Raw genomic sequence first — 21964 nt, 5'->3', positions numbered from 1 at the left:
GCAGCCCAGGCTTGAGAAGGAGCATGAGCATGAAGATCGCTATTGTTGGAGGCGGCCCGGGCGGGTTGTATTTCGCGGCTTTGATGAAGCAGTTGGATCCGTCGCATGAGATCACGTTGTGGGAGCGCAATGCTGCCAGTGACACGTTTGGGTTTGGTGTGGTGTTTTCCGATGAGACCCTGGGCGGGATTGGTAACGCTGATCCGGTGGTGGCGGAGTACATGAGTCGCCGGTTCGCGCGGTGGTCCGATATTGATATCCATTTCCGTGGCGAAATGATGACGGTGGGCGGGCAGGGGTTCGCGGCGATGAGCCGCAAGGAACTGCTGGAGTTGCTGCAGCGCCGGTGCCTGGAGTTGGGCGTGGATGTCCGGTTCTCCACCATGGCCCCGGCCATCGAGGATCTGGAGGCGAACTATGATTTGGTGCTCGCCGCGGACGGGGTGAATTCGCAGATCCGCGCCAAGTACGCGGACGCGTTCGGCCCGGACCTGGATCCGCGGTCCAATAAGTTCATGTGGCTGGGCACGGACCAGGTGTTCGAGGCTTTCAAGTTCTTCGTCAAGGACACCGAGTTCGGTGTGATGCAGATCCACGGCTACCCGTACTCCGATGAGGGCTCGACGTTCATTGTGGAAATGCACCAGGACGTCTGGCACGCGGCGGGCTTCGATGAGACCGCGGACGAGGTTTTCCCTCCCGGGGTGTCGGATGAGAAGGCGATCGCGAAGATCCGCACCCTTTTCGCGGAGGAACTGGACGGGTACGAGGTCTTGTCGAACAATTCCAAGTGGATCAACTTCACCACGGTGCGGAACCAGAGCTGGCGCAAGGGCAACGTGGTGCTGCTCGGCGACGCGGCCCATACCGCGCATTTCTCGATCGGATCCGGGACGAAGCTGGCCATGGAAGATTCCCTGGCCCTGGCCGCGTGCCTGCACGAGCACCCCACAGTGGAACAAGCCTTGGAGGCCTATGAGGCTGAGAGGCGTCCCGTGGTCGCCTCGACCCAGCGCGCGGCGCAGGCATCCCTGGAGTGGTTTGAGCGGATCGGGCAGTACAAGGACCAGGACCCTACCCGGTTCGCGTTCAACCTGCTCACCCGAAGCCGCCGTATCACCCAGGAAAACCTGCGCCTGCGCGACCCCGAGTTCGCGGACGCCGTGGACCGGAACTTCGCCGAGTCCCAGGGCCTGGCCCAGGTCACGCCGGCCATGTTCCAGCCCTACACCATCGGCGGTCTGGAGTTGAAGAACCGCATTGTGGTCTCGCCCATGGACATGTACTCCGCGACCGACGGGATCCCGGGGGACTTCCACAAAGTCCACCTCGGCTCCAAGGCCCTCGGCGGGGCGGGTCTGGTCATGACCGAGATGGTGTGCGTGTCCGAAACCGGGCGCATCACCCCGGGCTGCTCCGGCCTCTACACGGACGAGCAGCGGGAGAGCTGGAAGGAAATCGTGGACTTCGTCCACGCCCGCTCCACCGCGAAGATCGGCGCGCAGCTGGGCCACTCCGGACGGAAGGGCTCCACGAAACTCATGTGGGAAGGTATCGACCAGCCCCTCGAAACCGGCAACTGGACCGCTGTCGGCCCGTCCCCAGTGCCGTACGGGCCGGAGAACCAGACCCCGGTTGAGCTGGACCGTGCCGGGATGGACACCATCCGGGACGAGTTCGTCGCCGCCACGATCCGCGCCGATGAGGCCGGCTTTGACCTGCTCGAGGTCCACGCCGCGCACGGCTACCTGCTCTCCTCCTTCCTCTCCCCGGTCTCGAACCAGCGCACCGACGAATACGGCGGCAGCCTGGCCAACCGGTTGCGGTTCCCGCTGGAAGTCTTCGACGCCGTCCGCGCGGTGTGGCCCGCCCACAAACCGGTCACGGTGCGGATCTCCGCGACGGACTGGATCGAAGGCGGGAACACCTCCGATGATTCCGTGGCGATCGCGAAGGCATTCGTGGAGCACGGCGCGGCCGGGCTGGACGTGTCCACCGGCCAGGTCGCCAAGGAAGAAAAACCCGCGTTCGGCCGCTCCTACCAAACCCCGTTCGCGGACCGTATCCGCCAGGAAGTCGCCGCCCCCGCAGGGGTGGCCGTGATCGCCGTCGGCGCGATCTCCAGCTACGACGACGTGAACTCCATCCTCCTCGCCGGCCGGGCGGACCTCATCGCACTGGGCCGCACCCACCTCTACGACCCCCAATGGACCCTGCACGCCGCAGCCGAACAGGAATACCACGGCCCCGGCGCGCAATGGATCCCGCAATTCCGCGCCGGCCGCCGCAAACCCCCCACCACCCGCACCGACGCCATCCGCCCCCGCCTGTCCCTCCTAAAAGAACCCGACACCGAACAAACAACCACCCACCTCCGCTGGACACCCGCGTCGATGGCCAAGGAAGCCTCCCTGCGAAGCTAGACCGTTTCCGCGAAACGCGATTTCCACCAAAACCCAAACGCTCCATGGACGCCGAAGACCCCTCTTCCACGAACAAGATGGTTCGGGAACGGCTCGGCGAAGCGGCCAGAGCCTCGACGGCGTCACCGAGAACGTCATGGAGGCAATCAAGGCGCCGCAAACTACCTGAAGCGCCGCCCCAGGTAAAGGTCTGGAGTAGAGGGCTGATTCAGCGTAAATTGGCGCCAGGTTCGGCCCTCCTATGTACGGTCCGGGAGCGTGCTGAAAGTGGCAATCATGGAGCAGAAGGAGACGAGGGTTGAGTGAAGTCATAGACCGGCTCTTGCTGGCGATGAACGCGCACGACCTCGAGGCAGTGGCAGCCCTGTTCCACGAGGACTACCACAGCGAACAGCCTGCCCATCCCGGTCGGACATTCGTAGGCAGAGGGCAGATGCATGCGAACTGGGCTGCGATGTTCGCTGGAATCCCGGACTTCCGGACAGAATTGATCCGTTCAGTCGACGACGGTAACACCACGTGGACAGAATGGTCATGGACCGGTAACCGTACCGACGGGCAACCCTTCCAAGCACGTGGAGTCACCCTCTTCGAAGTAGAGGACGGCCTTATTACGGCCGGAAGGCTGTATATGGAGGACGTCGAACGCGAGGTAGTGGGGATCGAGCAAGCGGTCGAAAATCTATCGGGGCGCCGGCCGGATCCATCCGGGACCTGAGCGAGGAAGGGATAAGTGTGCTGACCTGTGCAACCTGCGCCGTTGAACGCGAGGAGCCCACTCCGGAGCTCTGCCCGATCTGCACTGACGAGCGGCAGTATGTGCCCGAGGACGGGCAAAAGTGGATTTCACTCGACGAGTTGGCGCAGGCCGGCCAGCAGTTACTGCTGGAGGAGAATGAGCCGGGACTTATCGGCATCAGAACTGCGCCGAAAGTCGGGATCGGCCAAACTACCCAGCTTGTAGTGACACCCCAGGGTTCGTTGTTGTGGGATCCCGTTGGATTCGTTGATGACATCAGCGTGAAAGCAATCCTCGAACGAGGCCCGGTTCTGGCGATCGCGGCCAGCCATCCCCACATGTTCGGCGTGCAGGTGGAATGGTCACGTCGGCTCGGCGGCGTCCCCGTGCTTGTGGCGGACGCCGACCGGCGGTGGGTTGGTCGGAATGACGCGGTCATCTCCTACTGGTCCGGCAGCAGGAGAATCACCGAAGGGTTGACACTGCACCAGACCGGAGGCCACTTCCCCGGCAGCGCGGTAGCGCACTGGGCTGCAGGAGCGGGCGGCAAGGGGGTCTTGCTGACCGGAGACAGCGTGTTTCCAAATCCAGACCGCCGCTCCATCGCTTTCATGCGCAGCTACCCGAATCATCTGCCGCTTTCGGGAGCCGTGGCGTTGCGGATCGCCTCACAGCTGGAAGAACTCACGTTCGACAGGATCTACGGCAACTTCAACAACAAAATCGCCTCCGAAGCCAAAGCCGTTCTGCACGATTCGGCCCAACGGCACGCTGCCTGGGCGCGAGGAGACTTCGACCATTTGACGTGATGCGGCCCTTCTCCTGCTCCCTCGTCAAGGGCAACGACACTCGGCTACGGGGCGACGCTGACGATCCCCTGGCCGATTGCATGGGTGGCCGCTTGCGTGCGGGAGCTCACGCGGAGCTTTTCGAGAATGCTTGTTACGTGTCTGTGGACGGTCCGCTCGCTGATGAACAGCTCGCTGGCAATTGCCCGATTGGTCCGGCCACGCACGATCAAACGGAGCACCTCCAACTCGCGCGGTGAGAGTCCATATTGAGGGGGAACGCCCGGCTGCAGAAGCATGTTCTCGACCTCGGCCAGGTCAGCACGGGCGCCGAGACGCCTGAAATCCTGGCGCGCTGATTCAAGCTCAAGGCCTGCGGCCTCGTTGTCCCGCACGCCCCGACACGCCGTCGCGAGGAGGACTGAGCACCGCGCGACCTCGTAAGGGACATCCAGCCCACGCCATAGGTCAGCGGCCCGTCGAAGTTCGGGAAGTGCCTTTTGACAGTCATCGTCGGCAAGGGCAAGCTCGCCCAGGGCCTGCGCATGGGCTGCGCGAACGCTGTCGGAGGCGAAATGCTCGGCTAGGCTGCCTATCTCCTCGGCAGCTGCCGCGGCCTCCCCTCGAGCCCCAGCCGCTAGGAGGACCGTCACCGCCGCGGGCAGCAGATCCACGCGAGCACCTGATCCCGCGGACTCCCCGAGTGCGCGCCGGATACCTGCGGCCGCCGCCGGAACATCGCCGAGGGAGAGCCTGAGCAGCGCCAGGCCCGGCTGCGTGGGTCCTCCCGAGAACGCGGCAGCCCGGAAGGCCGCCTCTGCCTCGGGGAAGTCGCCCAGAAGTCGATGCGATTCACCCAGCTCGTAGCGGGCATGACCGATAAGGCGTGTGCCTGCACCGTCCGCCAAGCTCCGACATGCCTCCTGAAGCTCGGCGAGGGCCGCCGCCCATTGTCCCGCGAGCCGGAGGTGGACTGCCCGGTACGTAAGGCAATTGCCGTAGAAGGGCCCTCCAAATGGGGGCACCGCATCCAGCCAGGATCCAAGGGCAATGCTCCACTCGCGTACCCGGGAAACCTCCCGGGCCTCCATCTGGCAAGTGCCGATCGCCGCGCAGAAGAGCAGGCTTGTGGCTCTGGGGGTGGTCTCGCCCGCCACAACGCGAAGCATTGCATCATCCAGCCAGTCGAGTCCGTCCGCAAGGTGGCCGGACTTGACCAGTGCGCGTCCGGTAAGAAGCGTCGAGAAGGCCAGCTGATCGGCGTCGTGGGCGGCAGCGGCGGTCGCTCGAGCGCGCGCCAGAAGTACGCCCGCCTCGTCGTACGCGCCCGCCGCGATGCGACCGTAAGCCATCGTTATGAGCAGCCAACCGGGTTCTCCCCCGACGTCGTCCGGACCGAGTTCGCGAGCCCTTGCCATCCAGCCGTTGGCCTGGGCGAACTCGTTATTGAGGTTGTAAGCCTGCCACAGCCAGAAGGCTGAGGCGAGGGCGGCGCGCACATGACCCTCCGCTGCCCGCACCTCGAACGAACGCTCAAGGGCGTTTATCGCATCCTCATTCAGCCCTGCGATCTGTGCGCACTCGGCGAAGCGCTCCACATCCTCTACCCCGAGGGCCGGGAGCCCGCCGGCGGCGCGAAACTCGTCGCACGCCTCCCGCCACTCGTAGTCCATGTGGAGCGTCCGGGCCCGCGCCAGGTGATCTGCCTCCACGGCCACGTCCACCTCCTGATCACCAGTATGCATCGGCGGACTGGGCAGAACTACCCAAAGCCGGGGTGGCGAAGTTGGCCCGAACTGCCGAGGTCCGGGCGGGGCGCCAGCGGGATCCTGAAGGTAATCCGCACGGTGCGGATCCCTTGATTCAGGAGGCCATCATGTCAGAGCTGTTCATCTACTTCAGCACCTATACGGTGCGGGCAGGTCATCTGGACGAAGCTTTCGAAGCATGCCGCGAGGTGGTGCGGCTTGTGGAGAGCCGCGAGCCCAGGATGCTTATTTTCCATTTCTTCGCCGACGAATCAGGCCGGAAAATCACCTGCCTTCAGGTCCATGCCGAGGCAGAGTCCATGGCCAATCACATGTCGGTGATCAGCGATCATCTGGCACAGTCTGGTTCATGGCTCGAGTCCTACACCAATGCCATCACGCTGGGCGAGCCTCCAGCCGTCCTTACGCAGTGGTACGAGGAGGCGGGCGAGCAACTGGACCAGTTCCCGCGGCGTATAGCGGGCGTCACCAGAGTAGGATCGCCCGTCGGGTGAGTAGCCGGGAGTGCAGTTCCGCCGTGTTCGACGAACACGGCGGCTACAACAACCTCGAAGTGGAGTTCCTGTCCCTGCGTGGAGTTCCTGTCCCTGCACAGCGAGTAGCTAAGGAGTTCCCGGGTTTACACTAAAGCCATACCAAATCATCAGGTTGCTTAGTGTCGTTGCGGGGAGGAACGCATGGGCGCATGTCGAAGCTACAGTTACCCCGTCCAGTCTCTTAAGCTGGGCCGCATGCGCAGATTAATCCCCGCCACTGCCGCCAGCCTTCTCCTCCTGGCTGGGACAGGTTGCGCCGTAGATACTTCGGGCGCAACCAAAGTCGCTGAGGATTTCCATCGTGCCGTCAATACCTCAGACTGGGCTGCTGCTTGTGATTTGCTCCAGCCTACGATCCGGGACAAGTCTAAAGAGAAGGACGGTGACGACTGCCAGACCCACTTGGCGTCTGTCCATCTTCGAGACCCCGGAGAAGTGGTTAAAACCGAAGGCTACGGCCGGGAAGCATTGGTGCAGTTCGAGAGGGATGCCGTTTTCGTAGCCGTTTCCGGCTCAAGTTGGCGCGTGACTGCTGCCGGATGCACTCCAAGAGAGGAAATCCCCTATTCCTGTGAAGTAGGAGGCAGATAACGATGCGTGTCACCTTTACTCTCTATCTCATTCTCATCTTCGGTGGCCTTGCATACCTGGCCGCCGTTGGACTGGTTCACGGATAGGGCGCGACGTGAAAAAAGCCTTGAGGAACAACGGATTAAGTCTATTTTTCGGTCTGATCTTCATCCTCGCGTTGGCGGGCCAGGCCATTACTGGACAGGCCGCGTTCAACGAAGAGCAACTCACTGCCGGCCTTGATGAAATCACCTTCGTCCAATACATCACTTCTTCCAGCTTCGCGGTTGACGTGTCGGAAAACTGGCAATCTGAGTACTTGCAGTTTCTCCTCTACATCACTGCCACAATCTGGCTGCTTCAGAAGGGGTCGCCGGAATCAAAGGAGCTGGACAAGCCCGGCCTGGAATCCGACCACGATCAACTCGTGGGTGAGCATGCCGACGCCAAGTCCCCCGCATGGGCCAGGGCCAAAGGTTGGCGCCTGACAGTATTCTCGAACTCGCTCGCCGCAACAATGGGACTGATCTTTATCTTGTCGTGGCTGGTCCAGTCCATCGCAGGTCACGTCGCCTTCAACGAAGAGCAACTGCGCAACTTCCAAGAGCCGCTTTCCTGGGCTGAATACGTGGCATCGCCTGACTTTTGGAACCGCACCCTGCAGAACTGGCAGTCGGAGTTCCTGGCGGTCGGATCCATGGTGGTCCTATCCATTTACCTTCGCCAACGGGGATCACCGGAGTCCAAACCTGTTGGCGCAGCCCATGATGACACCGGAACCAGTGGCTGATCCATCCGGGAATACCCCATGATGATGCACCGTTTCGGCGGCCGCGCGGCCTTTGGTCGATAACTCTATCGGTCCACTCTTGTTGGTGGCGGCGGCCCAAGCGGCGACGTCGTTCTCCGCTTATGCGGGCAGCTCCACCAAGCGGTCCGTCTTGACCACTGTGAAGAGCACTGCTGAGTCCTCCTCCGCTTCGAGGCTGTGGAGGCCGTCCGGCACGATCAGAAGGTCCCCCGCCTTCCCCTGCCACGAGTTCTTCCCCGACTTGAGCCAGACACTTCCCTTCAGCACAAAGACGGTAGCTTCGCCGGGGTTCTGATGTTCGCTGAGTCGGGTGCCTGCGCGGAAAGCCATGACTGTTTGGCGGAGTGTCTTCTCATGCCCGCCGAATGCTGTGTCGGCAGCGCGTCCGCTGGGTGCGGCAACCGCGGCTTCGATTTGCTGGCGGGCAAGGGCATCGATCGATATTTTCTGCATGAGGTCACCGTACCTACGTTTTCATGTGCTGCCGAGGGGTGCTTCGCGGCGCCCGCGCGCAAGGCTATACGGAACTTTCCGCCGATATCCGTAGCTCAGTGGTCGGAGCAGGGGCCTCAAGTGGGAGAAGGTCAGTAAAAGTTCCTCGACGCACCCAATGGGCTTGCCCAACTGGTTTGATTGGATGGGAGCACACCCAGTCACGCGGTTGGGGCTGTGCGCCGTCGAACGCACCCGACAGCAACCAGGCAGGTACCAGCATGCTCGACCTCCATCGGCTCACCCTCCTCAGGGAAGTCAAGCTGCACGGCAGCATGAGTGCTGCCGCCCGCGAACTTTCCTACAGCCACTCTGCCATCTCGCAGCAGCTCGGCTTGTTGGAAAAGGAGACAGGTGTGGTCCTTCTCGAGCGGGTGGGGCGCAATGTCCGGCTCACGCCTGCGGGCGAGGAACTCGTGCGCAATACGGAGGCAATACTGGCCGCGATGGAGCGCGCTGAGGCTGATCTTGCGACTTCCCATGAACGGCCCCAAGGGGTTGTGACCATAGCGGCATTCAGCACTATCAGCCGCAGCGTAATGCCTTTTGCGTTGGCCGAGCTGGCCCGAAACTATCCCCGTCTCGACGTCAGGTTGCGACGCGAGGATCCCGAGCAGGCGGTGGTTCAGCTGATCTCCCGGCAGGTGGATGCCGTGGTCAGTGATGCGTTTCCTGGGACTACGGTGGCTCCGCCCGGAGGAATGCACACCACCTTGATCGGCCAGGACCCAATCCGCGGCTACCTCCCCCATGGCCTTGAGTTCACCGACTTTGACGATCTAAGGAAACTGCGCTGGGTAGCAGAGCCACCGCACACTGCCTCGTCACAATGGGCCATGCGGGTCTGCCGCGAATTAGGCCTTGAGCCGGTCATCGCCTATGTTTCTTCGGACCTTCTCTTCCACCTCCGCATGGTGGAACAAGGACTCGCCGCAGCCTTCCTGCCTGACATGGTGGTACGTGAAGCCGGCAGTGTGATGACGCCCAGCACCTGGCTGCCGTCGGATCAACAGCGCAGCATCCAGTTGCTGGTTCGGTCCGGCTCAGAGCGCAGCGCTTCCCTGACAGCCGTGAGGGAAGCAATAACCCAAGCGCTGCAAGCCAGCAATCTGTAAGCAAACCTTACATATACACTTCAAAAAGGTTCGCTTTTATTTACTTTTCAAGGTAGTTACATTTGCTTCAGGCACGAAACCATCATGCGTTGGTTATCGGTCGCGGCGAGACGCAGATCATCCGTTGATGATGTGCGCGTTCGTGCCGCCATCTACCAGGCCATTACCGAAAGAGAGAACCGATGAGCCTTATATCCGACGTCGCTGCACCCCTGATTGAGGCTGACTCCGCCAGCCTGAAACACGCGGATGCCGTCATCCAATCCATCGGCCTTCCCAGCTCCGGCATCGCAGTCCAGGACCCCGCGACAGGCGAAACCATAGCCCACGTCCCCGACGCCGATGTTGAGGCCGCACTGGAAGCTGTTGCGACGGCCGACAAGGCTGGAACGGCCTGGGCCAAGAGCTCCCTTCGCCAGCGCGCCGACGTGCTGCACGCCTGGTACGCCAAACTCGTTGAACACACCGAAGACCTCGCCCACCTGATCTCCCGCGAAATGGGCAAGCCGCTCGCCGAAGCCCGCGGCGAGGTCAAATACGGTACCGACTTCGTCCGCTGGTACGCCGAGGAAGCAGTCCGCCCGGCAGGGAACTTCCGCGAAACGCCCGATGGCGGTGCGAGCCTGCTGACACGCCGCTCCCCCGTCGGCCTGGCGGTCCTGATCACGCCATGGAATTTCCCCCTGGCGATGGCCACCCGAAAAATCGCACCCGCCCTGGCTGCGGGATGCCCCGTGGTCATCAAGCCAGCGACCCTCACTCCCCTAACGACGTACTTTGCCGTTCAACTCGCCATCGAGGCGGGGGTACCGGAAGAACTGATCCAGGTCATCACGACCTCAAAATCAGGTGCGTTCAGCGAAGCCGTCCTGCTCGATCCCAGAGTCAGGAAAGTTTCTTTCACCGGATCGACGCCGGTAGGACGCCAGCTCCTGAAGCTCGCGTCCCAGAACGTCCTCCGCAGCTCAATGGAGCTTGGCGGCAACGCCCCGCTCATCGTCTTCAACGACGCCGATCTGCAGCGGGCCGTGGATGGAACGTTCGCCGCGAAACTCCGCAACGGCGGCCAGTCCTGCATTGGAGCCAACCGGATCTACGTCCAGGACGAAATAGCGGATGACTTCGTAGCAGCGCTCACCGAACGCTTCGCACAGGTCGCTGTGGGAAGCGGCCTCGCACAGCAGACAGGACTCGGCGCGCTGATCGATAACCGTGCCGTCGCCCAGATGCAGGCCTACACCCAGAACGCCGTGGCGTTGGGAGCCACACTGCTCACCGGCGGACACGGATACGATTCCGCAGGCAATTTCTTCGCCCCAACCGTTCTGGACCGCGTTACGGAAGATTCCGACGTCGCCCAGTCCGAGATTTTCGGCCCCATCGCCGCGATACAGCGCTTCAGCTCCGAAGCCGAAGTAATCGACCGCGCCAACGCCACAGAATTCGGCCTCGCCGGCTACGTCTTCACCGAGAACCTGGACCGCGCCCTCAACGTCGCCGACAGTCTCCAGACAGGAATCATCGGCATCAACCAAGGCGTCCCATCCAACGCAGCCGCCCCCTTCGGAGGCGTCAAGCAGTCAGGCCTCGGACGCGAAGGAAGCGCCGAAGGCCTCGAAGAATACGAGAACATCCGCTTCTACAACGTGGCCCGACGCGCCACGGCCTAGCGTACCGCCGTCGTGGGCAGGCTAAGGGCCGGACATCTGCATTGCTGCAGTTGTCCGGCCCTGGCCGACGGAACCCCTGGGCACCAACCGCCAAACGTTGGGGGTTATTGGCAGTTATTTGGGATCCGCTGCATCCAGTAAAGACCAGCAGGCAGTCTTGGTGCACGAGTAGTCTGTACTCGACTTTTAGCTGCAACCGTGGCAACGCTACCTGTCCCCCGGTTTCCCTGATTGGTGAAGGAGCCCAAGGATGTGGGTCCATCTTCGTTCATGGAGACTCCGTAGCTATTCCCGCGGCTGGACGAAGCTAGGCATCGATCACCATGTCCGTCTGGGCTGTGGAGCAGCAGGGCAGGAACTTGCCTGCCGCGATTTCCCGGGCCCGGATCCCACCCTGGTGGTTCATCTCCACTTCCCCTGAAAGCTTTACAACCTTGCAGGAGCCGCACATCCCTTCCTTGCAGTTCGCGCCGATCCGGACACCCGCACGTTGCGCCACCTCAAGGATGTGTTCGGTGGGGTCGATCCGCACATTGACGCCGGTGCGCATGAAGGACAGGGTGAGGCTTCCGGTTCCCACCGTGTTGAAGCTCGAGGCATCAGGGGTTACGGCTTCTGGCCCCGCGCCTGAATCGCCCTCGGTGGCTTCGGGGGCGTCCGGGTCCACGGTTTCCAGCGGCAGTCCTGTGGCCTTCACGGTTCCCTCGGCGTCGTAGCCGGGCTCGTAGAGCCCGAAAGCCGACGGCTGGCTTTCAAAGTAGTCCTCGGCGGAATCGGCGATTTCCTCTGCGATTTCCTCGGCTATGTCCGCTGCGTGCGCCAGCTCCGCCTGGTATTCAAGGAGCGTCTGGCGGTCGCCGGTGAAGAACTCCATGTAGATGGAGGTATCGTCGACGCCCACCTTCTTGAGGAGCTCGGTGGCGGTATTGAGGTAGCCCTCGGGACCGCAGGCATAGACCTGACGGCCGTTGGCATCGGGGGCCACCTCGTCGAGCATGGCAGCCGTTAGCCTTCCGGTGAGTCCTTCCCAGCCCTCGGGCAGGCCGCGGTCACCCAGGGAATAGAAGACCTTAACGCGCGAGTCCACGGACGCGATGTAGGCCAATTCCTGGTGGAAGGCAAAACCGCCGGCTTCCGCTCCATGGTAGAGGACAATTACGTCAGCATGCCCCGGCAGCGAGTGGATGGTCCGCACCATGGACATGATGGGCGTGATGCCGGCTCCAGCAGCGAGCAAGAGGTAACGAGCACGCCGGTCTGCATCGGGCAGGTGGAACGCGCCAACCGGGCCGAGCATCTCCAGGACGGTACCGGGCTTGACGTTTTCGTGCACCCACGGCGAAACCAGGCCGCCGGCGTCGCGCTTGACGCTGATGCTGAAAGTCCACGGCTCGGTGGGCGAACTGGAGAGCGAGTAACTGCGGTCCACCGGTTCCTGGTCCTCGCCGTTCACTGGGAAGGCGACGTTCACGTACTGCCCTGCGCGGAACGCCAGGGGCGCTCCGTCGCAGCGCCGGAAGACGAACGTCATGAGGCCGCCCGCTTCCGGAACGGTTTCCACGCATTCAGCCGTGAACTCCTGAGGGTGCCAGGGGCCCAGGGCACGGGCCGCACGGGCGGGTGCCTCGGTGCTTCCCATCACCCTGTTCCAGGGCATCTCAAGACCGCGAATGCGCTGCGGTTCCTGGATTGCCGTCTGAGTGAGGAGTTCAATCATGCCAGGTGCTCCTGGACACGCTGTACGTACCAGTTGATGAACGCCTCAACCTGGTATTCGCTCTTCATGTACGGGCCGGGCTCGTAGGCAGGGCTGCCGGCGCCCTGCTGGCACAGCTCCACGAACGCTTTGTCCTGCAGGTTGGTCTGCTTCCAGGTGTAGGTCAGCTTGTCGAGGTCGTAGTCAACGCCCTCCACGGCGTCGTCAGCTACCAGCCAGGTGGTGCGGACCAGGGACTGGTGCTCATTGATCGGGAAGACACCGAACGTGATTACGTGGTCGCCCAAGAAGTGGAACCAGCTGTTGGGCTGCAGGTGCATCGAGCAGCGGCCAAGGCGGAAGTCGGGCAGGTCACCGAGCAGCTTCTTGGACAGCCGGCGTCCGTCGGCCGAGAACGATTCGCCTTCGCCGTCCAGGGATTCGCGGGAGATGCGGATTCCGGCAATGCGGGTGTCCAGTTCCTCAACCACCTCGTAAGGCAAGCCGTAGCGGCGGCAACGCTCCTCAAGCGAGGACTGCGCTTCCTTGTTGCGGTCCCACACCTCCTCAAGGTGCGTCGGAATCAGGCCCTCTGTCAGGCCCCACGTGGGGAAGAGCGAGCAGGCGAGTTCCGGGTGCCCGTCGCAGTGGTAGCACTCACGGTTGTTCTCCATGACGAGCTTCCAGTTACCCTCTTCGATGATGTTCTGCTGGTAGGCGATCTTCGTCTTGGACAGATCGTGGGGCGCGAGGTAGGGCTCGAAGATCTTGGAGGTCTCGTCAAAGTCCGTCGGCGGTTCGTCAGCGATGCAGACGAAAATGAGGCCGGCAACTTCGCGGCTGTGGGCACGCTTGAGGGCGAAGCAGTTCTTGTCGAACTTGGCCTCGCCGGGAGCGGAGGCGTGGATCAGGTTACCTTCCGGGGAATAGGTCCAGGAGTGGTAGCCACAGACGAGGTTGCCGGTGGATCCGGCAGCTTCGGTCAGGACGCGGGCGCCACGGTGGCGGCACACGTTGTGCAGGACGTTCACGCCGCCGTCGTCGTTGCGCAGCACAATCAGCGAGTAGGGGCCATAGTCCACAGTGATGTAGTCACCCGGCTCCGGGAGTTCTGCAATGCTGCCGGCAAAGATCCAGTGCTGGCCGAAAATGGCCTCCATGTCGATCTTGAAAACTGTGGGGTCTGTGTAGAAGGGGGCATCGAGGGAGTACCCCGTGCGCCGGAACTCGAACAACTCGCTGATCTCTGCCAGCTGCTCTGCAGGCAATGATGAAGCGAGTTTTCCGCGTGAATTGAGGGGCAAGACTGGAGCAGACATGTGTTTCCTCCCGGGAGGCCTGGGTTAGCGTGCGATTCATGGCGACCAAGGGTGCTTGGGTGCAACCGATGTTGTATTCAAAATCCTTGTAGACAAGAGAGTAGGGACGATTGCGCTGCAACAAAAGCGCAACATTTAGAAGATAACCATGCACAATAGGTGCATGATCGATGCGAGACTCATCACACTTCGAGTGTTTGCCCGCTGCGGCACCATTGGCGCCACCGCGGAGCTCACAGGTTATTCTCCCTCTGCCGTCTCCGCGCAGCTGCGGGAACTCCAGCGCGTGCTTGGAATGCAGCTGTTGACGAAGGACGGCCGGGGGGTGCGGCTGACCGCCACGGGCCGCTTTCTCGTGGCCGGTTCGGACACCCTCATTGCGGACTGGGAGAGCCTACGGGCGGCAGCCATGCAGGCCGGGGACCAGGTGCAGTCACATTTTGGCCTCGGAGGATTCTCGACGGCGGCCGCCCAGTTGCTGGCGCCGCTCGCCGCAACCCTTCGCACAACACGTCCCCTGCTGGAGGTGCAAGTTCTCGAGGCCAATCCTGCCCGCTGCTTCGATTTGCTGGTTGCCGAGCGGATCGACCTCGCGGTTATTGTTGCCATGCAGTCCGATACGTACGCTGAGGACGATCCGCGCTTCGAACAGACCGTGCTGCTCGATGACCCACTGGACGTGATCATTCCCTCTGACCATCCATTGGCATCGCGGGAAACAGTGACTCTCCAAGAGCTGGCATCGGAACCCTGGATCACGGAGGCCGCCGGTTCCACGTACCACTCCCTCTTCACCGCGGCGTTTACCGCCGCGGGGGTAACTCCACGAATTGCCCATGAGGCCGTTGAGTGGGAAACCCAAATCGCCTTCGTGGGCGCGGGGCTGGGCGTGGGCCTGCTGCCGCGGCTGGCGCCGCTGCGTGGTGCAGAAAACGTAGTTCGCCTGCGTATTACCGGCAGGGGCAAGCCGTCACGCCGCATTGTCGCTGCAGTGCGCCGAGGGAGCATCACATCGCCCCTGATCCAGGAGTCGCTCGGCATCCTGCAGCTCAGCGCCAATCGGATTCTCACTGCCCGGCCCGAAGACGACCTCTAAATCGCATGGCCGCCTCGGCGTTGTCGAGCCCGGTCGCCGTCTCCGGCATTTGCCTGGAAATCAAGGGTTTGGCCGCTGCCCGTCGCTAAGAGCATCGGCGTAATGTGACGCGATGGCTTCGGCTCGGCCAGGCATGCCCTTTTGAGGGTCGAGCTCATGAAGCGCGTTGGCCATCGTTTTTACTTATTTCCAACCCTTGACAGCAAGGAGTGAGATACATCACTGTTGCGTATTACGGGTGATGTTGATGCATGCACAACCAGCCACACATGCGGATCAAGCCCGTTCGCAGCGAAGAAGATTTACAGTGCCCTGGCGACATCGCGCAAGGATTTGCCCGCGGGCGTCTGGAGCATGACGTTGAGAGCGCTGCCTCCACCGACGTAACCCCAGCTTTCCCCAAGCCGAGTGGGTGACTTCGGCGAAAAAGCAAGCAGCATGACGTCCACTCAAGCCCGGCCATTGGTTCGAGCCGCCATAAGCAGGAGTACAGCAATGAACAGCCCCGACATCTCAGTACGGAACCTCTGGAAGGTTTTTGGCGCCGCTGGTGAAAAGATCCCTGGCGATCCTCAGCTTTCGTCCCTTAGCTCCGCTGAACTGTTGGCAGCCTCCGGCTGCGTAGCGGCCGTCCGCAACCTAAGTTTCGACGTCGCAAAGGGCGAGGTCTTCGTAGTCATGGGTCTTTCGGGATCCGGTAAGTCAACCCTTGTCCGCTGCCTCACCCGGCTTATTGAACCCACTTCAGGGCAGGTAATGGTGGACGGCAAGGATGTCCTGCAGGCAGGCGTTGGGGAGCTGCGGGAACTTCGACGGCGGAAAATGTCCATGGTGTTCCAGCACTTCGGACTCCTGCCCCACCGGACGGTTTTGGACAACGTATCCTACGGGCTGCAGATCCGCGGGGCGGCTAAGAACGAGCGCTACGGCCGGGCTCGGGAAATCATTGAACTGGTGGGGCTGAAGGGGTACGAACAGCACTATCCGGACCAACTGTCCGGCGGGATGCAGCAGCGCGTTGGCCTTGGCCGGGCTTTGGCGGGCGATCCGGACACCATCCTTTTCGACGAGCCCTTCTCGGCATTGGATCCCCTTATCAGGCGTGACATGCAGGCCGAGGTCATCCGGCTCCACAAGGAAATGGGCAAGACCATGGTGTTCGTCACCCATGACCTTTCCGAGGCACTCAAGCTCGGGGACCGCATTCTGATCATGCGCAACGGCGAGATGGTCCAGTGCGGCACCGGGGATGAGTTGGTGGGATCCCCGGCCGATAAGTACATTGAGGATTTTGTGTCCGAAGTTCCCCGCGCGGACGTTCTGACCTTGAAGTGGATCATGCGTCCCGTGATGGATGGAACGCCTCTGGATGCTCCGGTCCTCAGTTCGGGGACGATCATCCGCGACGCCATATCAGCGGTCATGCATTCCTCTGGCCCCGTCCTCGTGGAGGACGAAGCAGGCAGGATAATCGGGCAGATCGACCGTGACAGCATCCTTTCGGTGCTGCAGCCAGCGGAAGCAGCGGCCTGATGACTACGCTTGTCCGGGATCAGGAAAAGGTCCAGCCCTCACCCTCCCCTGTTAGGGAACCGCGCCGCCTGCCCAGTCGCCGCACCATTTTGCTGGTGGGCGCGGGCATCATCTGGATCCTGGGATTTCTGATCCTGCACGGTACGTCTACTCTGACTTTGCCTGCCTCCGAGCTGACGGATCTGCACCGCTCGTTGAACCAGTTCAACGCCTGGGTCGCGGCCAACAGGGCGGACAACCCGGTCTTCCTGTATATCTTCACACCCTTGCGGGCCGTGGTGGACAACGTCGCCAACCTCTTCATCACGCTCTTTGCGGCAAGTTCCACCGGCCTGCGGCTGCCTGAAATTGGCTGGTTTGGCACCGTAGGACTGCTGGGCTGGATTGCATTCGCTGTCGGGAACGCCCGCGTGGCCCTCCTGACCGTAGCCGTCTTTACTTTCTTAGGGTTCCAGGGTCTGTTCGTTGAGGCCACTTACACGTTCGCCTTGGTCCTCACCGCGGTGCTGCTGACACTCCTGGTGGGGATCCCGGTCGGTATCCTCGCCGGCGTCTCCACCCGAGTTGCCACGGTGATCACGCCGGTACTGGACTTCATGCAGACGCTGCCCACCTTCGTTTACCTCGCCCCCCTGGCGCTCATCTTCCTCATCGGCCCGGCCTCGGCTGTCATTGCTACAGTCATATACGCCGCGCCTCCCGTAATCCGCCTGACGGCTCACGGAATCCGGAGTATCCCGGAGAACACCCGGGAAGCCTCGGACTCGCTGGGTACTACAGGCCTGCAGCGGCTACTTACCCTGCAGCTTCCCATGGCCAGGCGGACCGTTGTCATGGGAATCAACCAAAGTACGATGGCAGCCCTGTCCATGGTCACTATTGCGGCACTTATCGCCGCGCCAGGGCTCGGCCAGGTTGTTGTCCGCGCTTTGCAATCGCTCGACGTCGGTACTGCAGTAAATGCCGGCCTCTCCATCGTCCTGCTCGCCATCGTGCTGGACCGGGTGACCACTGCAGCCAGCCGCCGCGCGGAACCGGGCGCTGCCCGGACCGGCCGGATCTCGCGCAGGAACCGATACATCGTCCTGGGCGTGACACTGGCCGTGGCCCTGGTCATGGTCCAGTTGTCCAGGAGCTCTCTGTGGGCCGCGGCTTTCCCGAAAGACTTCAACATCGGCCCGGCAATCGTCCAAGCCGTAAGCTCGGCAAGCCAGTGGATGCAGAGCAACCTGTCCCTGTTCACAGTGTCCCTGCGGGAATCGGTCACCACTGGAATCCTTAACCCGTTCCAGTCCCTGCTCACGGACACGCCTTTCTACATCCTGGTCGGTGTCATTGCCCTGGCGGCTTACGCATTGGGCGGCTGGAAGCTGGCCGCCGTTACCACTGCCTGCCTCGGTGTCATCATCTACCTCGGCCTCTGGAGCGATTCCATGGTCACCCTCGCAGGAACGCTGGTGGCCACCGTGCTGGTCATGGTCCTTGGTGTGGTCTTCGGCGTCGCGATGGGCCGTTCCCAAAGGGTAGACCAACTCCTTCGGCCAATACTCGACGCCGGCCAGACGATGCCCGCGTTCGTTTACCTTGTTCCGTTCCTGGGACTATTCGGCGCTACCCGTTTCACGGCGATCATCGCAGGCATCATCTATGCAGCTCCCGTCGCCATCAAAATCACGGCCGATGGCATCGCAGCGATCTCACCCACTGTCCTCGAAGCTGCCATTTCTTCCGGCTCAACCCCGTGGCAGGTCATTACCAAGGTCCAGTTGCCGATGGCCAGGAAATCCCTGGCACTCGCCGCCAACCAAGGGCTGATCTACGTCCTTGCGATGGTGGTCGTGGGTGCTCTGGTCGGTGCAGGCGGACTCGGGTACGACGTCGTCGCCGGCTTTGTCCAAAGTTCGCTGTTCGGCAAGGGCTTGGCCGCAGGCCTTGCCATCGTATTCCTCGGCATCCTGCTCGACAGGATGACGCAGGCCGCGGCAGCAGCCCCGCTGCGCAAAATCGCCGTGGCCAAGTCCCCCTCAACCTAGTCCCTCCAATGAACAACCTTCCCCGCCATACTCCCACCCCCAACAAGGAGACCCAACGATGAAAAAAGCCGGACCGCTGTTGAAACGAACTATCCCCCTGATGGCAGGAGTTGCCGCGGCTGCTTTGCTGCTGACAGGCTGCGGGGGTGCTTCCGTGAACCAGGTGGCCGCCGCCCCCGCAGGTGCCGGGGATGCACCCTGCGGATCTGTTAGTGTCGCGATGAACGCGTGGGTCGGCTATACGGCCAATGCCGCCGTGTACAGCTACGTAGCGAAAAACCAGCTTGGTTGCACTGTGGTGCAGAAGGACCTGAACGAACAGATTTCCTGGCAGGGTTTCGCCTCCGGTGAGGTGGACGTCATCATGGAAAACTGGGGTCATGCCGACCTCACCAAGCAGTACATTACGGATCAGCAGGTGGCTGTAGATGCCGGTCCCACCGGCAACGAAGGTCACATCGGCTGGTACGTACCACCATGGATGGCAGAGAAGTACCCGGACATCACGGACGGGAAGAACCTGAACAAGTACGCCTCGATGTTCACCACCTCCGAGTCCGGCGGAAAGGGCCAGCTCCTCGACGGCGACCCCGCTTTCGTCACCAACGACGAAGCCCTGGTGAAGAATCTGAACTTGGATTACAAAGTGGTGTTCTCCGGCTCGGAGGCTGCCCTTATCCAGTCGTTCCGGACGGCGGAGCAAAACAAGACGCCGCTGCTGGGCTACTTCTATGAACCGCAGTGGTTCCTGTCCCAGGTTCCGCTGAAGAAGGTCGCCCTTCCAGCTTGGACCGAGGGCTGCGATGCTGACGCAGAAAAGGTGGCCTGCGATTACCCGACCTACACCCTCAACAAGGTCATGTCCAAGAAGTTTGCCGACAGCGGCTCACCGGCAGCCAAACTGGCCAAGGGCTTCAAATGGACCAACGATGACCAGAATTCAGTCGCCACGGATATCCAAGGCGGCATGTCGCCAGAAGCCGCAGCCAAGAAGTGGGTGGACGCGCACGAGCAAACAGTGAAGTCCTGGCTTAGCTAACAGAAGCCCAGACCACTTACACGTCATCCACCCCGGGACCATTCCCGGGGTGGATGACATGCGTTAAGGCACAGCATTTCGTGTCTGGCTCTCGCAGGCGACTCTGGATAACCGGTACAGAACCACCTGGTCAGGATGAATTCTGGGCGACGCAACACCAACCTTTTCCAGCGCACTGCCTGAAAACACGGCACCCGGGAAAGTCACATCATTCCTGGCGGTTGTCCGCAGCGACGTTCCTTCAATGTGCCTTCCGGAGGCTGATGGCTGTCCCCACCAGTCCGGCGGAAGCAGTCCGGATGGCGTGTAGCCAGGAAAGATGGGCACAATCTCGTACCTCGCCTCAGCGTCGAGTCCCCGGAAACGTAGACGCCCGGCAGGGTCCGGGTAAAGGCTGTCCAGGGCCGCTTGCGCAAAGATCGCCCGGGAACGATCCGGGCCCACGACGCCGTGCACCACCACGTTGGTGTCGGGACCATCCATGCGAACCACGTCACCTGCGAGCAGCAAGCGGCGTTCTTGCTTGTAGAAAGAGATCCAGCGTTGGAGGCTGTCCAGTTCATCGTCGCTGGCGGTGCCGAGATCCCATTCGACTCCCAGATGCCCGAAGACTGCGGTGCCTGCGCGGAACGCGAGGTCGTGGCGGCGACCAGTGGTGTGGGAACGTGCAGAGGCAATATGCGATCCCAGGTATTCGGGTGGCAGCAACTCTGTGGTCCAGCGGAGCATTGTCTGGCGGTCGTGGGGGTCGTTGTTGTCCGAAACCCAAACCCGGTCTGTATTTTCCAGAACGCCTAGATCGACTCTCGCCCCACCGGATGAGCACGATTCGATTTCAACGTCTGGATGAAGTGACCGGATTTCTTCCAGTAGCGCGTAAAACGCCAGTGTTTGTTGGTGGACTGCCGGCCGTCCGCCAGCCTGCTGGTTTCCGGCTTCGATGAGGTCCCGGTTGTGGTCCCATTTGATGTAGTCCAGTTTGTACTCGGCCAGCAGCGCGAGTATCTGCTTCTTCACGTGCTCGTAGGCCTCGGGAACAGCAAGATTCAGGACCTGTTGGTTGCGTGACTCCACGGGCCAGTCCTTACGGGCAGCCATGATCCATTCCGGATGGGCACGCGCCACGTCGCTGTCCGGGTTTACCATCTCGGGTTCGAACCATAAGCCGAACTGCATCCCCATCTCGTGGACGCGGCCCACGAGCGGGTGGAGCCCGGAGGGCCAAACATCCGCAGATACGACCCAGTCCCCCAGCCCGGAAGTGTCGTCGCGCCGCGAACCGAACCAGCCGTCGTCGAGCACGTAGCGCTCAACACCGGCGAGTGCTGCACGTTCAGCCAAGGCGATCAGCTTTTCTTCTTCATGGTCGAAATAGACCGCTTCCCACACGTTCAGCGTGACGGGGCGGTCAGCGGACACCGGGAACGTGCGGCTCCGTACGTGGGCATGGAAACGCCGGGCAACGGCGTCGAGGCCCGTCCCGTATGAGGCGTAAATCCAGGGGCTCTGATAGATGTCACCGAGGCTGAGCCGGACTTCACCGGGAAGAAGCAGTTCTCCCCCGCCTATCAACTGATCTCCAAAAAAGCGTTCCGCGAAATGGTGGTGGTTTCCGCTCCAGGCCGTATGGACGGCCCAGATCTCGCCATGGCCGAAACCAAATCCCGGAGTTCCGGCGTGCAGAATGTAGGCGCTGTCGGAGCCGGTCCTCCCCTTTCGGTTCTCGCGAAGGTGTGTCCCTGTGCGCAGGGTTCCGCGCTGAGGCACCCGTTCAAAATTGTGGCTTCCGGCGAAATCGAGCAGTTCTGTAGCTTCACCAGGAATCGGGAAGGCCAAGGAGACGTCCTCGACTGTGTACGTTTCGTCGCAAAGATTGGTCAATTCCACCCGACCGCGGATCAGCCCGGCGGGAAGCAGTTCCAATGTCAGGTCCAAGCGCAACCGGTGTGCATCGTCTGTTCCGGTGATCAGGACCCGCCCAGCTTCGGCGGCTACGAACCCGATGGCTGGGGAATCGTTGAACGTCACCTTGTGGACCTGGAACTTTGGTGACCACCCGACTCCGTCGAACGAGCCTCGCAGTCCGGGACGTCCCATCCAGCCTGAGTCCTGTCCAGGCAAGAGGCCGGGCCGCGGTGGAACGTCAATCGTGCTGGAACCGGCCACGGGAACGCTGGCTTCCACCATTTTCCTGGCTTCTTCTGCGGTCAGCGCGGGAAGTTGGTCACCCCAGTGCACGATGGCGGGCAATTGTCCGCCCGTAGCGTCGATCAGGACGGACACGCCGGCGGCGGCCAGGTGCAGGATCGCACCCTCGTTGTCGGTTGGCATGAAA

The 21964-nt window shown here is 62.0% G+C and carries 16 protein-coding genes; 11 read left to right on the top strand and 5 right to left on the bottom strand.

Translation table 11 applies throughout. The features are described 5' to 3' along the window. The first annotated feature begins 29 nt into the window (after window positions 1-29). From LDN90_RS12145 to LDN90_RS12135, 3 genes are all read left to right on the top strand, one after another. On the top strand, window positions 30-2423 hold the full coding sequence (locus LDN90_RS12145; protein WP_223945877.1) for a bifunctional salicylyl-CoA 5-hydroxylase/oxidoreductase: 2394 nt from the start codon (window positions 30-32) through the stop codon (window positions 2421-2423). Between the two features lie 298 nt (window positions 2424-2721). Continuing rightward, window positions 2722-3141, top strand: coding sequence for a nuclear transport factor 2 family protein (locus LDN90_RS12140; RefSeq protein WP_223945875.1), 420 nt, complete (start codon window positions 2722-2724; stop codon window positions 3139-3141). A 17-nt stretch (window positions 3142-3158) separates the two neighbouring features. Further along, complete coding sequence (locus LDN90_RS12135) at window positions 3159-3971, top strand: hydrolase (RefSeq protein ID WP_223945874.1); 813 nt, start codon at window positions 3159-3161, stop codon at window positions 3969-3971. Between the two features lie 44 nt (window positions 3972-4015). Here LDN90_RS12135 and LDN90_RS12130 read toward each other — a convergent pair whose 3' ends face one another. Beyond that, window positions 4016-5695: a response regulator transcription factor gene (locus LDN90_RS12130; protein ID WP_223945873.1), complete on the bottom strand. Its 1680-nt coding sequence runs from the start codon at window positions 5693-5695 to the stop codon at window positions 4016-4018. Window positions 5696-5826: 131 nt separating this feature from the next. Here LDN90_RS12130 and LDN90_RS12125 point away from each other — a divergent pair, with 131 nt between their 5' ends. Together LDN90_RS12125 and LDN90_RS12120 are read left to right on the top strand one after the other, a co-directional pair. Continuing rightward, window positions 5827-6213 carry a hypothetical protein gene (locus LDN90_RS12125; RefSeq protein ID WP_216923771.1) on the top strand — a complete coding sequence of 129 codons (387 nt, stop codon included), beginning with the start codon at window positions 5827-5829 and terminating at the stop codon, window positions 6211-6213. 727 nt (window positions 6214-6940) lie between these two features. Then, a complete protein-coding gene (locus tag LDN90_RS12120) occupies window positions 6941-7615 on the top strand; it encodes a DUF6766 family protein (RefSeq protein WP_223945872.1) in 675 nt (224 codons plus the stop codon). A gap of 120 nt (window positions 7616-7735) precedes the next feature. Here the strand turns inward: LDN90_RS12120 and LDN90_RS12115 are convergent, their stop codons facing one another. Further along, a complete protein-coding gene (locus tag LDN90_RS12115; RefSeq protein WP_216923769.1) occupies window positions 7736-8089 on the bottom strand; it encodes a cupin domain-containing protein in 354 nt (117 codons plus the stop codon). 260 nt (window positions 8090-8349) lie between these two features. Between LDN90_RS12115 and LDN90_RS12110 the strand changes: the two genes are divergently transcribed. Together LDN90_RS12110 and LDN90_RS12105 are read left to right on the top strand one after the other, a co-directional pair. Then, window positions 8350-9243 (top strand): LysR family transcriptional regulator, encoded by an 894-nt coding sequence (locus LDN90_RS12110; protein ID WP_223945870.1) that lies wholly within the window; start codon window positions 8350-8352, stop codon window positions 9241-9243. 182 nt (window positions 9244-9425) lie between these two features. After that, a complete protein-coding gene (locus tag LDN90_RS12105; RefSeq protein ID WP_223945869.1) occupies window positions 9426-10913 on the top strand; it encodes an NAD-dependent succinate-semialdehyde dehydrogenase in 1488 nt (495 codons plus the stop codon). Window positions 10914-11220: 307 nt separating this feature from the next. Here the strand turns inward: LDN90_RS12105 and LDN90_RS12100 are convergent, their stop codons facing one another. Then, window positions 11221-12630, bottom strand: coding sequence for a ferredoxin reductase (locus tag LDN90_RS12100; protein ID WP_223945868.1), 1410 nt, complete (start codon window positions 12628-12630; stop codon window positions 11221-11223). Further along, complete coding sequence (locus tag LDN90_RS12095) at window positions 12627-13928, bottom strand: aromatic ring-hydroxylating dioxygenase subunit alpha (protein ID WP_223945867.1); 1302 nt, start codon at window positions 13926-13928, stop codon at window positions 12627-12629. The genes LDN90_RS12100 and LDN90_RS12095 overlap by 4 nt, the downstream gene beginning before the upstream one ends. 163 nt (window positions 13929-14091) lie before the next feature. Here LDN90_RS12095 and LDN90_RS12090 point away from each other — a divergent pair, with 163 nt between their 5' ends. From LDN90_RS12090 to LDN90_RS12075, 4 genes are all read left to right on the top strand, one after another. Next, the gene (locus LDN90_RS12090) at window positions 14092-15024 is read left to right on the top strand and encodes a LysR family transcriptional regulator (protein WP_216923764.1); all 933 of its coding nucleotides are present in this window, start codon (window positions 14092-14094) and stop codon (window positions 15022-15024) included. A gap of 495 nt (window positions 15025-15519) precedes the next feature. Next, complete coding sequence (locus LDN90_RS12085) at window positions 15520-16557, top strand: glycine betaine/L-proline ABC transporter ATP-binding protein (RefSeq protein WP_216923763.1); 1038 nt, start codon at window positions 15520-15522, stop codon at window positions 16555-16557. Further along, on the top strand, window positions 16557-18590 hold the full coding sequence (locus LDN90_RS12080; RefSeq protein ID WP_223945866.1) for an ABC transporter permease subunit: 2034 nt from the start codon (window positions 16557-16559) through the stop codon (window positions 18588-18590). Before LDN90_RS12085 ends, LDN90_RS12080 begins: the two co-directional genes overlap by 1 nt. A 58-nt stretch (window positions 18591-18648) precedes the next feature. Continuing rightward, on the top strand, window positions 18649-19629 hold the full coding sequence (locus LDN90_RS12075) for an ABC transporter substrate-binding protein (RefSeq protein WP_216923761.1): 981 nt from the start codon (window positions 18649-18651) through the stop codon (window positions 19627-19629). Between the two features lie 63 nt (window positions 19630-19692). On the opposite strand, the gene LDN90_RS12070 is transcribed toward LDN90_RS12075, so the two are convergent. After that, the gene (locus tag LDN90_RS12070) at window positions 19693-21960 is read right to left on the bottom strand and encodes an alpha-galactosidase (protein ID WP_223945864.1); all 2268 of its coding nucleotides are present in this window, start codon (window positions 21958-21960) and stop codon (window positions 19693-19695) included. Between the last annotated feature and the right edge of the window lie 4 nt (window positions 21961-21964).

This window comes from Arthrobacter sp. NtRootA1, from assembly GCF_019976975.1.
GTDB classification, from domain to species: domain Bacteria; phylum Actinomycetota; class Actinomycetes; order Actinomycetales; family Micrococcaceae; genus Arthrobacter; species Arthrobacter aromaticivorans.
This window is presented reverse-complemented; position numbering and strand designations above follow the sequence as displayed.

What these genes read in the sequence shown, in the direction of transcription:
- LDN90_RS12145 (WP_223945877.1), top strand. Translation starts at nt 30, where the DNA reads ATGAAGATCGCTATTGTTGGAGGCGGCCCGGGCGGGTTGTATTTCGCG.
- LDN90_RS12130 (WP_223945873.1), bottom strand. Translation starts at nt 5,695, where the DNA reads ATGCATACTGGTGATCAGGAGGTGGACGTGGCCGTGGAGGCAGATCAC.
- LDN90_RS12125 (WP_216923771.1), top strand. Translation starts at nt 5,827, where the DNA reads ATGTCAGAGCTGTTCATCTACTTCAGCACCTATACGGTGCGGGCAGGT.
- LDN90_RS12115 (WP_216923769.1), bottom strand. Translation starts at nt 8,089, where the DNA reads ATGCAGAAAATATCGATCGATGCCCTTGCCCGCCAGCAAATCGAAGCC.
- LDN90_RS12110 (WP_223945870.1), top strand. Translation starts at nt 8,350, where the DNA reads ATGCTCGACCTCCATCGGCTCACCCTCCTCAGGGAAGTCAAGCTGCAC.
- LDN90_RS12105 (WP_223945869.1), top strand. Translation starts at nt 9,426, where the DNA reads ATGAGCCTTATATCCGACGTCGCTGCACCCCTGATTGAGGCTGACTCC.
- LDN90_RS12100 (WP_223945868.1), bottom strand. Translation starts at nt 12,630, where the DNA reads ATGATTGAACTCCTCACTCAGACGGCAATCCAGGAACCGCAGCGCATT.
- LDN90_RS12095 (WP_223945867.1), bottom strand. Translation starts at nt 13,928, where the DNA reads ATGTCTGCTCCAGTCTTGCCCCTCAATTCACGCGGAAAACTCGCTTCA.
- LDN90_RS12090 (WP_216923764.1), top strand. Translation starts at nt 14,092, where the DNA reads ATGATCGATGCGAGACTCATCACACTTCGAGTGTTTGCCCGCTGCGGC.
- LDN90_RS12085 (WP_216923763.1), top strand. Translation starts at nt 15,520, where the DNA reads ATGAACAGCCCCGACATCTCAGTACGGAACCTCTGGAAGGTTTTTGGC.
- LDN90_RS12080 (WP_223945866.1), top strand. Translation starts at nt 16,557, where the DNA reads ATGACTACGCTTGTCCGGGATCAGGAAAAGGTCCAGCCCTCACCCTCC.
- LDN90_RS12075 (WP_216923761.1), top strand. Translation starts at nt 18,649, where the DNA reads ATGAAAAAAGCCGGACCGCTGTTGAAACGAACTATCCCCCTGATGGCA.
- LDN90_RS12070 (WP_223945864.1), bottom strand. Translation starts at nt 21,960, where the DNA reads ATGCCAACCGACAACGAGGGTGCGATCCTGCACCTGGCCGCCGCCGGC.